This window comes from Moorena sp. SIO4E2, assembly GCF_010671945.1.
Lineage (GTDB): Bacteria > Cyanobacteriota > Cyanobacteriia > Cyanobacteriales > Coleofasciculaceae > Moorena > Moorena producens.
The window spans coordinates 1-11632 of record NZ_JAAHIE010000211.1 but is presented as its reverse complement, the minus strand read 5'-3'; the positions used below and the strand labels follow the sequence as shown (position 1 = coordinate 11632).

Sequence of the window (11632 nt, the reverse complement as noted above, 5' to 3'; positions counted from 1 at the left end):
AAGACTCCACATGGCAAATAATTTCTAGCATCAAACATGATAAATTAAAAATTTTTTCCTATCCCAATGCGGGTGTCAACCGAGCTCGTAATCGTGGATTATCCCATGCTTCAGGGGACTATATTGCCTTCCTAGATGCCGATGATCTCTGGCATCCGGATAAATTACAGTTCCAGTTAAACGCCTTACAAGCAAACCCCCAAGCCGCCGTTGCCTATAGTTGGACAGATTACATTGATGAATCAGGTCAGTTTTTGCGGCGAGGTAATCATATCACTCTCAATGGTAATGTTTATCCTCAGCTGTTGCTAACAGATTTTTTGGAAAATGGTTCTAACGTCCTGATTCGTAAGAAAGCATTTGACACAGTTGGTCAATTTGATGAATCCCTAACCCAGGCAGAAGATTGGGATATGTGGCTACGGCTCGCAGCTCGTTATCCCTTTGTAGCTGTACCATACCCACACATTTTATATCGAGTCTCTGCTAATTCAGCCTCTTCTGATACTTCCAAGATGGAAGCAGGTTGTTTACAAGTAATTGAACGAGCCTTTGCTGCTGCTCCTGATTCTCTACAATATCTGAAAAAGCACAGCCTCGCTAACCTGTATAAGTACCTAATTTTCAAGGCTCTTGAATCCTCTCCACAACGACCCCAAACCCTAGCCGCACTGCGATTTATTGGCCATACCCTCAGACATGATCCAAGTTTTTTACTGACAAGAACTACCTTAAAAGTATTCCTGAAAGTTATCCTATTACTGATTTTACCTGCTCCTCAGTCTACCGCTTTACTAAATCGATTTCCAAGATTGTCGAATACTAGCACTATTCTTGGATACCTACGAACAGAACCTTAGACGGGTGCATCGTAAGCATTTAGCTATCAGCTATCAGCTATCAGCTATCAGCATTCAGCTATCAGCTATCAGCTATCAGCATTCAGCATTCAGCATTCAGCATTCAGCATTCAGCATTCAGCTATCAGCTATCAGCTATCAGCTATCAGCTATCAGCATTCAGCATTCAGCATTCAGCATTCAGCTATCAGCTATCAGCATTCAGCTATCAGCTATCAGCATTCAGCTATCAGCTATCAGCCATCAGCTATCAGCATTCAGCTATCAGCATTCAGCATTCAGCCGAAGGCCAAGGTCTTTGGCTGAATGCTGATGGCTAACCTTCAACCTGCTAACCTTCAACACTACTAACCTTCAACATCCTAACCTTCAACACTACTAACCTTCAACATCCTAACCTTCAACACTACTAACCTTCAACACTACTAACCTTCAACCTGCTAACCTTCAACACTACTAACCTTAAACCTGCTAACCTTCAACACTAATAACCTTAAACCTGCTAACCTTAAACCTGCTAACCTTAAACCTGCTAACCTTCAACACTAATAACCTTAAACCTGCTAACCTTCAACATCCTAACCTTAAACCTGCTAACCCAAAAAAATAGCCGCAGAAATACTTTCCACGGCTAGGAATTTTCGACTATGCACTGAATTTTCTCACCTATCTGTTCGCGTAGCGAACAGACCGGAGCCTTTGGCCGGGGGGGGTTTCCCCCCCAGAAATTTAGCGATGCAGCGCGGTCTTGGGGGTTTCCCCCATGAGCGACTGCATCAAGACAAGGTGTTAACGCCAAATCCAGTATCTCCTCATGATCGTAATAAATTGGCCTGGAATTCCAGTGGGTTGAAGAGGACTCCACTCCGAAAGCTGTGCATAGCCCATGGCATTAAGGATATGCATTGTATTGCTTATTTGCTGGCGAGTTCCCTTCAGAATATACGGAACAAGGAATTCTTTTTCGGAAAACTCCTCAGGAGTAATCTTCGGAGTGATATGCTCTGGATTATTGTCTGAATTTGGCCGAAAATTGTGATGCATAGTCGAAAAACTCTTTTTAGGTTTATAAATATAATCATAATGATTACAAAATATATTGTCAAGGGTTTTTATAATTTTTTTTTGAGGGATAATTTAAAGGAAACGAGGGAATCGGGAATCGGGAATCGGGAATCGGGAATCAGTAAAAAATCGGAAGCGATCGCGTAGAGTGACATGCAGGTCAATCGCGTTTTTTTTTATTAAAATTACCGATAAAATTGGTTAGCTAAAATTGTAATAACAAGTTAGCGATCGCGTAGCGTATCTTTGCTGAGCATCGAGTTTTTTTTCGGAGTAATATTACCGAAAACCTCGACAACAGTAAATCTTAAAAATCATAATTTCCCGACTCCCGACTCCCGACTCCCGACTCCCGACTCCCTACTCTCTGTTCCCTTTGCCATTAATCTACACCGTTGAATCATATCAACATAGGCTGGCGATAACTGCTGCCAACTAAACCGATCATAGACCGTACGATGACAATTTTCACGCTTACTTTGGTTATAACCTTCCCCCAACACTTGAGAAATTAGATTAGCTAAACTTCCAGTTAATTCAAAATTCGCTAAATATCCTTCATTGCCTAAAACAAAGTGAGTAATGTCATAATCATGAGCTAAACAAGGTAAACCATGGGACATTGCCTCAACAATTACTCGTGGTAATCCTTCATGGAGAGACGCTAAGACGAAAAGATCAGCAATCTGATAGTAATCCTTTACTTGCTCACGAGCAACAGTTCGCACTTGAAACTGATTAAGCCCTAATAGCTCTTGGCCAAGCTGAATAATTTCCGGTGATTCAGCATCCTGTTGACCTAATAATAATAGGAATGGTCTAGGTTTTGGTAAACTCGCTACTTCATGAATAATGTAATCCATGCGCTTGTGAGAGTTGTTAATTGCTGCCACAGAAAGAATTAACGGTTGCTGTTTCGGTAGTCCTAATTTTTCTCGTAACCCCTCTCTTTCTAATGGTGACAGTATCTGTAATTTCGCAGGGATAAAGAATCCAGAAGGAAGTAGACTTTGTTTCTCAGCAGGCTCTCCATAATTTAACGCCTGTTTAAAGTGAATTGGTGTTAACTGCTGTACATGATCCCAACGGGAAAAAGGAGGGGATAAGGCTCCTCCATTACGGAAAAGCAGCTTATAATTCTGTTTTGTCAAACGCCGCCAGTGCCACAGTAGATAGCCTAAGCCATCATCACTAAAGTAAATTACCTCTGGACGTTCACGATATATATGGGATAATAAACTTAAGGTAAATGATGCTTGTTCAATAAAGTAGCCTTCTTGTCTGACAAAATAGTCACCTTTTTTTAAAAATTCACTTAATTGCTTAACCAATCTTCCCAGTTGAGCTGCCATCCAGCTATACCGTGGCAGATTCCATAATGTAATCATTTTGTCTTTAGACTTACCTCCTCCTTTAAACAGGGTGATATCAAGAGATGATTCCTGGGATAAAGCAGCAAAGCACTCTTGGGCAAAAGACTCATAGCCCCGCTGGATATGACCCAGACCAGAACAGATTAGAAAAACTTTAGTCATGGTATTGCGGATTGATTTATTATCGGTATATAGTTAAATTGTATAGCTCAGGGAACAGGGAATCGGGAATCGGGAATCGGGAATCGGGAATCGGGAATCGGGAATCGGGAATCGGGAATAAAAAACTTTGTTAATCTATCTGGTTAGCTGCTAATTACAATATCCTATTCCAAGTGAATTCATTGTGGCAAGTTAATTAAGGGAAAGCAAAAATAAAGGCAAGAGGCATGCTAGAGGCAAGAGTTAATCAAGTCCATAACCATTGAAATTATGATTGATAAAAAAAACACCAAAAAAATCGATATTTTTCCTAATATAACCGACTCCCGACTCCCGACTCCCGACTTCCTGTTCCATTTTGTCAACTAAATCTCTCTAAAATAATTATGATACTTAACGCGATTTTAGTGCGATCAATCCTTGTTGGTGCTTGGTCTTTTGTCAAGAGCAAACTACCACCAGAAGGAAGACGAAAACTAGGAACATTCCTAGGACGAATGGCTCAAAAGCCTCTAATAACTAGTCTAGTGCGTTGGTATGATCAACGGTCAGTAGATGCCTATCTGATTTCATTTCCTAAATCTGGACGAACTTGGCTCAGATTGATGATTGGACGGGCACTAGAAAAGCACTTAGAGCTAACTGACCCCAAAATTATGGAGAGAATTTTGGAGTTGGAAACCTTAGCGCCATTGCACCCTGATGTCCCAAAAATTCGAGTTATTCATGATGATGAACCAGAATGGAAAAAGCCTGATGAACTTGTTCAAAGTAAAGCCAACTATAAAAATGCTAAAGTAATTTTATTAGTCCGAGACCCTAGGGATGTAGTAGTATCTATCTATTTTGAACATACTAAACGGGTGGGACACTATGCCCACATCATGCAGCAAGTAGACTCTCTGAAGCAGTATGCTGAACGAATTAAACCCTATGAAGGGGATTTGCATAGCTTCATCCATGAGTCAGTGGGGAGCTTTGATACTTTAATTAGCTATTACAATATATGGGAAGCTAATCGCCATCTCCCGAAAGATTTTTTGTTGGTGCGTTATGAAGATATCAAAACAAATACCCAAAAAGAACTGAGGCGGGTTTTAGAGTTTTTAGGAGTTAAATCAGTTCAGGATGAAGTAATTGAAGAAGCTGTCAACTTTGCCTCGTTTAAGAATATGCGCCAGATGGAAAAAAACCGGACATTTAAATCGGATCGTTTGACACCAACTGACCAGCAAGATCAAGAGTCTTACAAAACTCGTAAAGGAAAAGTTGGAGGATTTACTGAATATTTAAATAACGAAGATATTGATTATCTGAATCACAAAATGGAGGAACATTTATCGGATTTTTACCAGTATAAACCCTGAAGCTGTTGTGGGTTATCAGGTGTGGGGTGTGTAGCGATCGCGTAGCGTGACCTGTGGTCAATCCCGTAGCGTGACCTGTGGTCAATCCCGTAGCGTGACCTGTGGTCAATCGCACTCAAGACAAGTGGGCTTATTCACCAGACTAGACTAAACTAGTGTATATATCTAGCTAGCTAATAGGCTAGTAAAAATGATTCTTAACCAAAACTTCCAGGTAATTGAGAATGCTGCCCAAATTGATGACCAATTTTGTTTAAAATTAGGACCGCAAGCTAAGGCAAAAGTCTACCGAGTATTGATTAACGATACAGGACAAATCCTACTCGACCCAATTCCAGAAGAAGAACAGTGGTTATGGCAAAATCCCGAAACCCTGGCGCAGGTGAAACGGGGTATCCAGCAAGCAGCAGAAGGTCAAGGAAAATATTTAGGTGATTTCGCTCAATATGCTAGCCTGGATATTGATGACTAGTGGATTTTCAATAATTAAACTATCAGCGATTAGCGCTACTTGAGGTGCGATCGCGTTCACCTATCAGCGATCAGCCTATGGGCTAGGGGCATGCTACACGGAACAGCTAAAGGCGAAAAGCCACACTAAACCGAACAGCTGTTGAATAAAATAGCTGACCGCTGACCGCTGACCGCTGACCGCTGACCGCTGAACGTTGAACGCGCACCCGTGCGCTTCGCGCATAGGCTTACAACTTCACTAGTCTTCCTCAAGATACGGAAATCCGAATCCCTATCGGTGGACAACCCCATATGTCGTATCAAAAATAATCCCTCAGAATCGTTAAAGGGACATTCATATAAATGTAGCTATACCAGTCAATAACCCCACCCTGTTGAGGGATGGGGCTTGCATAAACAACCAATTATGCGTGTTTGACTAGACCATTTGAGCCGAATTTTGGAACGAACGCTTGGATGCTTCCCCAGTTCAAGTCTCTTCAAGACTGTGTTGTCAGTCGCTGTTAGACAGGACATCTTAAATTCGGTGGTCCAGGGGACGGGTCAAGTGCCCAAATACTTTTCTCGTGAGGTTTATCACCATGTTACGAGTTCCAGTTATTTCACCTGATGGAAGACCATTGATGCCTACAAAAGCATCTCGTGCTCGACGTTGGCTTAATCAAGGTTTAGCTGTTATTTACCAAAACGATCTAAATGTTTTTGCTGTTCAGTTAGTTAACCAACCATCTGAGGAACAAACTCAGGATATTGCTATTGGGATTGACCCTGGAAAGATGTTTTCTGGCATTGCTGTTCAGTCAAACAAAGCCACTCTTTGGACGGGACATTTAGTTTTGCCATACAAGAAGGTTCGCGAACGCATGGATACTAGACGAATGATGCGTTCGCGTAGCGTCGGCTTCGCCGAAAAAACTCGCAGAAGTCGTCGAATAGATCGCAGGGTACCTTACTCTCAAAGGTCTCATAGACAAAAGCGATTCTCAAACAGAGTAAACAAAAAGGTACCTCCTTCAATTCGAGCAAATCGCAAGTTAGAGCAAAGGGTGGCCAAAGAGCTTAGCCTTTTATACCCAGTAAAAGCTATTGTCTATGAGGTAGTAAAGGCTAGAGGAGACAAAGGTTTTTCTCCTGTCATGGTAGGCCAATATTGGTCAATATCTCAGCTAGAAAAAATAGCTCCAGTCACTCAAAAACAAGGCTGGGAGACTGCTCTAAAAAGGGAAGCTCTAGGACTGGTCAAAGACAAAACCGACAAAAGTCGGCAGACAGTCAACACTCATGCAATAGATGGAATAGCTTTAGCTGCTACTCATTTCTTGCGGCGCAAGAATTACTATCACAGTAAAGGTAAATTGAGTATCCCAGAAAACTGCAATATAACTAACGCTTTGTTTTCTGTTATTAGACGTGCTCCTATAAGTCGTCGTCAATTACACCTGTTGAATTTTCGTGCATGTGGAAAGCGGCGTAAATACGGAGGAACCACTACTAGTCATGGTTTTCGTAAAGGAGACTACGTTGAAGCTGTTAAAGCCGGAAAGATAACCCATGGTTGGGTGAGTGGCGAGACAGCAAAACAGGTTTCCGTTAGCGATATCAATTGGAAACGGATAGGACAATTTACTGCCCGAAAAGTCCGACTCCTAAAACGTTCAACGGGCTTACTTGTAAACAACTAATTGGAGGTGCGAAGAACTGATGACTGTACTGGAACAAGGCACAATCACGATTCATACTGAGAATATCTTCCCGATTATCAAGAAGTCTCTCTACACCGATCACGAAATCTTCTTGCGGGAGCTGATCTCCAATTCAGTGGATGCCATCCAGAAGTTGAAGATGGTCTCTTATTCTGGGGAGATTGACGGGGATGTGGGAGACCCGGAAATTAAAATTACCATTGATAAGGATAAAAAAACTCTCTCCATCTCGGATAACGGCATTGGGATGACTGCCGATGAGGTGAAAAAGTATATTAATCAAGTTGCTTTTTCTAGCGCTGAAGAATTTATCCAGCAGTACCAAAAGCAAGCTGACCAACAGATTATCGGTCACTTCGGATTGGGTTTCTACTCTGCTTTCATGGTGGCTCAGAAGGTAGAAATTGATACCCTCTCTTATAAATCAGGGGAAACAGCCGTTCATTGGAGCTGTGATGGTTCTCCAGCCTTTGAACTATCGGATTCAGAGCGGACGGAACGGGGTACTACTGTTACCCTCACCATGCAAGAGGAGGAACAGGAGTACTTAGAACCCTCACGGATTCGCCAGCTAGTGAAATCCTACTGTGATTTCATGGCAGTGCCCATCAAGCTGGAAGATGAGGTGATCAACAAGCATGAGGCACTGTGGAAGAAATCCTCAAGAGACCTGACCAAAGAAGACTATCTGGAGTTCTATCGCTATCTTTACCCGTTCCAAGATGAACCCTTGCTGTGGGTACATCTAAACACAGATTATCCTTTCTTGCTTGATGGCATTCTCTATTTCCCTAAACTGAAGCCAGACGTGGATGTGACTAAGGGGCAAATCAAGCTTTTCTGTAATCAAGTGTTTGTCAGTGACAACTGTGAAGAAGTAATTCCTAACTTCCTAATGCCACTGCGAGGGGTGATTGATAGCCCTGATATTCCCCTGAATGTTTCCCGTTCTGCTCTGACCAAAGACCGGACAGTGGCTCGGATTGGTGACTTTATTGCTAAAAAAGTTGGCGATCGCTTAAAGCAACAGTACCAGGATGAGCGGGATGAGTACATCCGTTCTTGGCAAGATGTGGGTACATTTGTTAAGTTTGGCTGCCTCAATAGCGATAAGTTTAAGAAACAAGTAGAAGATATTGTGATCTTCCGCACCACCTATCAACCGGTGGAAAGTTCGGAAGCTCCAAGCACTGACACCCCTAAGGTAGAAGTGCAATCCCAAGATGGGGATGCTTGGGAGGATGTCACCCCGGATGAGGGCACCGAACAGGACAAGTCTTCCTCTTCTCAACCCTACACCACCATCAAAGAGTATCTAGAGCGCAATAAAGAAAATCACGAAAATCGGGTATTCTATTGCACTGATGAGGCTAGCCAAGCCACTTATGTAGAACTGCACAAAAATCAAGGGTTAGAAGTCCTATTTATGGACTCCTTTATCGACACCCACTACATTAGCTTCTTGGAACGGGAATATACAGAGGCTAAGTTCTCTCGGGTGGATTCAGACTTGGATGATACCCTTGTTGATAAGGAGCAGGAAAAAGAGATTGTTGACCCGAAGACCAACAAAACCCGTTCTGACCTGATTAAGGAACTGTTTGAGCAAGCGATTAATAAGCCTAAGGTTAATGTCCGGACTCAAGCCCTGAAGTCTGATGACCCCCAAGGCACCCCACCGGCAATGGTATTGTTGCCGGAAGCCATGCGCCGTCTACAGGAAATGACTGCCATGATGCAGCAGGAGTCGGTGCAGTTTCCAGAGGAACATATTTTAGTGGTCAATACCACCCACCCACTGATTCAGAATCTAGTCAACCTCAGTCAAGGCAGTATTATTCAGAGTGGCGGTCAGTCTCCCTCAGCGGAATTGGCTAGCATGATTTGTCAGCATGTCTATGACCTGGCACTGATGGCTCAGAAAGGCTTTGATGCCGAAGGCATGAAGGCGTTTGTGGAACGGTCCAATAAGGTTATGACGCGCTTGACGCAATAGTAAAGGCTCGGTTGAAGGTTGAAGGTTGAAGGTTGAAGGTTGAAGGTTTGAGGTTGAAGGTTCGAGGTTGGAGATGTAGAAGATGTAGGGTGGGCAGTGGCTCAGACCGATTCACCAAGCTCGTCATCGGGTGACTAGGCACTGCCCACCAAAGAAGGTAGAAGATGTAGGGTGGGCAGTGGCTCAGACCGATTCACCAAGCTCGTCATCGGGTGACTAGGCACTGCCCACCTACGATTAATCACTCCCCCTACCTCCCCATCTCCCCGCGCCCCCGCCCCACACTACCCACACCTCCCGACTCCCGACTCCCCACTCCCGACTCCCCACTCCCCGCGCCATCTGCGAGATATGATCAAGAACAGACGTAAATCAAGAGGTACCCCATGTCCCGTAGATGTCAGTTGACTGGTAAAAAGGCCAATAACGGCTATGCCGTTTCTCACTCCCACCGTCGGACTAAGCGCTTACAAAACGTTAACTTACAGGTTAAAAGAGTTTGGTGGGAAGAAGGGAAACGTTGGGTGAAGCTGCGGATTTCCACTAAGGCCATTAAGACCTTGCAGAAAAAGGGTCTGCAAGCTATGGCTAAGGAAGCTGGGATTAATCTGAATCATTATTAAATCAGGGAGCAGGGAGTCGGGAGCGGTGCGACCCGTGGCGAATTTAATTCGACGACTGTAAGCGCACCGAGGGAGTCGGGAGTCGGGAAGATTTTAAATCGGGAACATTTTAAAACAGATTATGATATAATAACCCGATAATTCATCATATCCCTATCTCCCCATCTCCCCATCTCCCCGCGCCCCCGCCCCACACTACCCACACTACCCACACTACCCACACTTCCTACACTCCCCATCTCCCCAAGTTTTTCTCTGGGGATGATGGTTTTTTGGCTTAATGTGGGTAGGTTAAATCTATGAGTTTTTGGTAAAGGGCAATAGTCTGCCTGTAAGCTATCAGCTATCAGCTATCAGCTATCAGCTATCAGCTATCAGCTATCAGCTATCAGCTATCAGCTATCAGCTATCAGCTATTTGCCTTAGGCCACGCTACTTGAGGTGCTTTTGAATAAAATAAGCTGACGGCTGACGGCTGACGGCTGAATGCTTACGTCTGCCTTGAGAGGAGGTAGGTGAGTAGGGTGGGCAAAGTAAGATAACCTAGAATACTCAAAACCTCCAAAGGGTTTTTGCCCACCCTACAAGCTGATGATCAGAAATTCTGGCCACAGTTATCCACCATAAGAGGAGGCAAAGTAAGATAACCTAGAATACTCAAAACCTCCAAAGGGTTTTTGCCCACCCTACAAGCTGATGATCAGAAATTCTGGCCACAGTTATCCACCATAAGAGGAGGTAGGAAAATCCTAGGTTAGGTAAACTGTTAACAAATAGTTGTATTTTTCGTAAATCTCGATAGTATAATGAAATATTTATTATTCTCTGCTCGTAGGTAGACGTAACCCTAAGGGTTTGACCGTTGATGGGTAACCCTTGGCTTCGTTGAAGCATATTGAACAATTTGGCTCAGGACTTAGGGATTGCCCCCTAAATCCCCCAATAATGGGGGACTTTAAGATCATTACCCCCCAAAATTGGGGGGTTAGGGGGGCAAAAGCAACTAAACTTCGTAAGTCCTATTAATATCATCTAGGGTGCTTGAACTAGTTCGTCTTCAGGAATCTACTCAGAAAATGTGACAGGAAAATCCCTATGTCAACCAGGAAGTCAACCAGGAAGAAATTAGCGAATGCGATCGCAAAACTACTCAAACAGGTAGTAAAACTGTCTCAAGCCATCACCAAACCCTTGATGCGTTGGCTATTGCGTAGCTTATTTATTTTACACCGTCGGTCGCGGGTGGCAACAGCAGGCTTTGTGTTGCCTACCGCGATTATGGTGACCTTGGTGGTAACCTTGCTGGTAACTGCCATTGTGTTGCGCTCCTTTGACCGGGTCAAAAATGCCAGTAATTATCGCGTCAATCAAGCGGTGTTCAATGCCGCCGCTCCTGCCATTGAGCGGGCTCAAGCCAAATTGGAAGCCTTGTTTGCTGACCCCACCCTGCCCCGCTCCACCCCATCAGAGGAAGCGTTGGAAAATGCCTTCAAGAATACCAAATACAACTTTGGTGATGAAACCCGTTTGACCCTCGAAGACGAAGTCACTCAAGACACCATAGACACTGCCTGGAGGTTTCCGGTTGATACGGATAACAATGGCCTATTCGATAGCTACACCCTCTACGGAATTTATTTCAAAAGTCCACAGCCAAATCAAAATCAAAATCCATTAAGAAACCCAGACTCCAGAACCTCTGTACAAGCGAGAACGCCACCGATGGGGGAGTCCAACGACAGCGATCGGTGTCCCCTAGCCGGTGACACTAGCGCTAGCCTAGTGGATAATTCCGGGTGGTTTAAGTCTGGGTCGAAATTAAAGAAAAGTATATTTGTTTACACCGCAACGGTGCCGATTGTGGCTGGGGATAACAACATAGATGGTCAAACCTATGAGGCTTACAAGGGTGAGGCGGGATTCTCAGCTCTAGAGTATCAGCAAGACCGAGCCAGAATTCCCCTAGCCAACAATGCCATTGTCTACGAGGATGATTTACAAATTACTCC

The 11632-nt window shown here is 43.9% G+C and carries 15 protein-coding genes; 10 read left to right on the top strand and 5 right to left on the bottom strand.

Features of this window, described 5'->3' with window-relative positions:
* Positions 1–860, top strand: an 860-nt coding sequence (locus tag F6K37_RS20690) for a glycosyltransferase (protein ID WP_287251821.1), incomplete at its 5' end; no start/stop codon positions are given.
* Positions 835–1173, top strand: a complete 339-nt coding sequence (locus F6K37_RS20685) for a hypothetical protein (protein WP_287251819.1) — start codon at positions 835–837, stop codon at positions 1171–1173. The genes F6K37_RS20690 and F6K37_RS20685, both read left to right, overlap by 26 nt.
* Before the next feature lie 476 nt (positions 1174–1649).
* On the opposite strand, the gene F6K37_RS20680 is transcribed toward F6K37_RS20685, so the two are convergent.
* The gene (locus tag F6K37_RS20680) at positions 1650–1904 is read right to left on the bottom strand and encodes a hypothetical protein (RefSeq protein WP_287251816.1); all 255 of its coding nucleotides are present in this window, start codon (positions 1902–1904) and stop codon (positions 1650–1652) included.
* A 335-nt stretch (positions 1905–2239) separates the two neighbouring features.
* A complete protein-coding gene (locus F6K37_RS20675) occupies positions 2240–3460 on the bottom strand; it encodes a glycosyltransferase family 4 protein (protein WP_287251814.1) in 1221 nt (406 codons plus the stop codon).
* A gap of 11 nt (positions 3461–3471) precedes the next feature.
* Between F6K37_RS20675 and F6K37_RS20670 the strand changes: the two genes are divergently transcribed.
* Both F6K37_RS20670 and F6K37_RS20665 read left to right on the top strand, forming a co-directional pair.
* Positions 3472–3594 (top strand): hypothetical protein, encoded by a 123-nt coding sequence (locus tag F6K37_RS20670; RefSeq protein ID WP_287251812.1) that lies wholly within the window; start codon positions 3472–3474, stop codon positions 3592–3594.
* A 252-nt stretch (positions 3595–3846) separates the two neighbouring features.
* Positions 3847–4827 (top strand): sulfotransferase domain-containing protein, encoded by a 981-nt coding sequence (locus F6K37_RS20665; RefSeq protein WP_287251809.1) that lies wholly within the window; start codon positions 3847–3849, stop codon positions 4825–4827.
* Here F6K37_RS20665 and F6K37_RS20660 read toward each other — a convergent pair.
* A complete protein-coding gene (locus F6K37_RS20660) occupies positions 4809–4946 on the bottom strand; it encodes a hypothetical protein (RefSeq protein ID WP_287251806.1) in 138 nt (45 codons plus the stop codon). The two genes, F6K37_RS20665 and F6K37_RS20660, sit on opposite strands and share 19 nt — an antisense overlap.
* Before the next feature lie 71 nt (positions 4947–5017).
* Here F6K37_RS20660 and F6K37_RS20655 point away from each other — a divergent pair, with 71 nt between their 5' ends.
* Positions 5018–5299, top strand: coding sequence for a hypothetical protein (locus F6K37_RS20655; RefSeq protein WP_008183625.1), 282 nt, complete (start codon positions 5018–5020; stop codon positions 5297–5299).
* 93 nt (positions 5300–5392) lie between these two features.
* Here the strand turns inward: F6K37_RS20655 and F6K37_RS20650 are convergent, their stop codons facing one another.
* Positions 5393–5524: a hypothetical protein gene (locus F6K37_RS20650; RefSeq protein ID WP_267872022.1), complete on the bottom strand. Its 132-nt coding sequence runs from the start codon at positions 5522–5524 to the stop codon at positions 5393–5395.
* Positions 5525–5882: 358 nt separating this feature from the next.
* Here F6K37_RS20650 and F6K37_RS20645 point away from each other — a divergent pair, with 358 nt between their 5' ends.
* Entirely contained in the window at positions 5883–6983 is a 1101-nt protein-coding gene (locus F6K37_RS20645; protein ID WP_044492999.1) for an RRXRR domain-containing protein, read from the top strand.
* Positions 6984–7002: 19 nt separating this feature from the next.
* Positions 7003–9000 carry a molecular chaperone HtpG gene (gene htpG / locus F6K37_RS20640; protein ID WP_287251801.1) on the top strand — a complete coding sequence of 666 codons (1998 nt, stop codon included), beginning with the start codon at positions 7003–7005 and terminating at the stop codon, positions 8998–9000.
* On the opposite strand, the gene F6K37_RS20635 is transcribed toward htpG, so the two are convergent.
* Positions 8978–9142 carry a hypothetical protein gene (locus F6K37_RS20635; RefSeq protein WP_287251799.1) on the bottom strand — a complete coding sequence of 55 codons (165 nt, stop codon included), beginning with the start codon at positions 9140–9142 and terminating at the stop codon, positions 8978–8980. The two genes, htpG and F6K37_RS20635, sit on opposite strands and share 23 nt — an antisense overlap.
* Positions 9143–9386: 244 nt before the next feature.
* Between F6K37_RS20635 and rpmB the strand changes: the two genes are divergently transcribed.
* From rpmB to hpsA, 3 genes are all read left to right on the top strand, one after another.
* Positions 9387–9623, top strand: coding sequence for a 50S ribosomal protein L28 (rpmB, locus tag F6K37_RS20630; RefSeq protein ID WP_008183615.1), 237 nt, complete (start codon positions 9387–9389; stop codon positions 9621–9623).
* 307 nt (positions 9624–9930) lie between these two features.
* On the top strand, positions 9931–10074 hold the full coding sequence (locus F6K37_RS20625) for a hypothetical protein (protein ID WP_287251794.1): 144 nt from the start codon (positions 9931–9933) through the stop codon (positions 10072–10074).
* 644 nt (positions 10075–10718) lie between these two features.
* The coding region (gene hpsA / locus F6K37_RS20620; protein WP_287251793.1) for a hormogonium polysaccharide biosynthesis protein HpsA at positions 10719–11632 on the top strand (914 nt) is incomplete at its 3' end.

Excerpts from the sequence above, each read along its gene's own strand:
- F6K37_RS20680 (WP_287251816.1), bottom strand. The coding sequence starts at position 1,904 with ATGCATCACAATTTTCGGCCAAATTCAGACAATAATCCAGAGCATATC.
- F6K37_RS20675 (WP_287251814.1), bottom strand. The coding sequence starts at position 3,460 with ATGACTAAAGTTTTTCTAATCTGTTCTGGTCTGGGTCATATCCAGCGG.
- F6K37_RS20665 (WP_287251809.1), top strand. The coding sequence starts at position 3,847 with ATGATACTTAACGCGATTTTAGTGCGATCAATCCTTGTTGGTGCTTGG.
- F6K37_RS20655 (WP_008183625.1), top strand. The coding sequence starts at position 5,018 with ATGATTCTTAACCAAAACTTCCAGGTAATTGAGAATGCTGCCCAAATT.
- F6K37_RS20650 (WP_267872022.1), bottom strand. The coding sequence starts at position 5,524 with ATGCGCGAAGCGCACGGGTGCGCGTTCAACGTTCAGCGGTCAGCGGTC.
- F6K37_RS20645 (WP_044492999.1), top strand. The coding sequence starts at position 5,883 with ATGTTACGAGTTCCAGTTATTTCACCTGATGGAAGACCATTGATGCCT.
- htpG (WP_287251801.1), top strand. The coding sequence starts at position 7,003 with ATGACTGTACTGGAACAAGGCACAATCACGATTCATACTGAGAATATC.
- rpmB (WP_008183615.1), top strand. The coding sequence starts at position 9,387 with ATGTCCCGTAGATGTCAGTTGACTGGTAAAAAGGCCAATAACGGCTAT.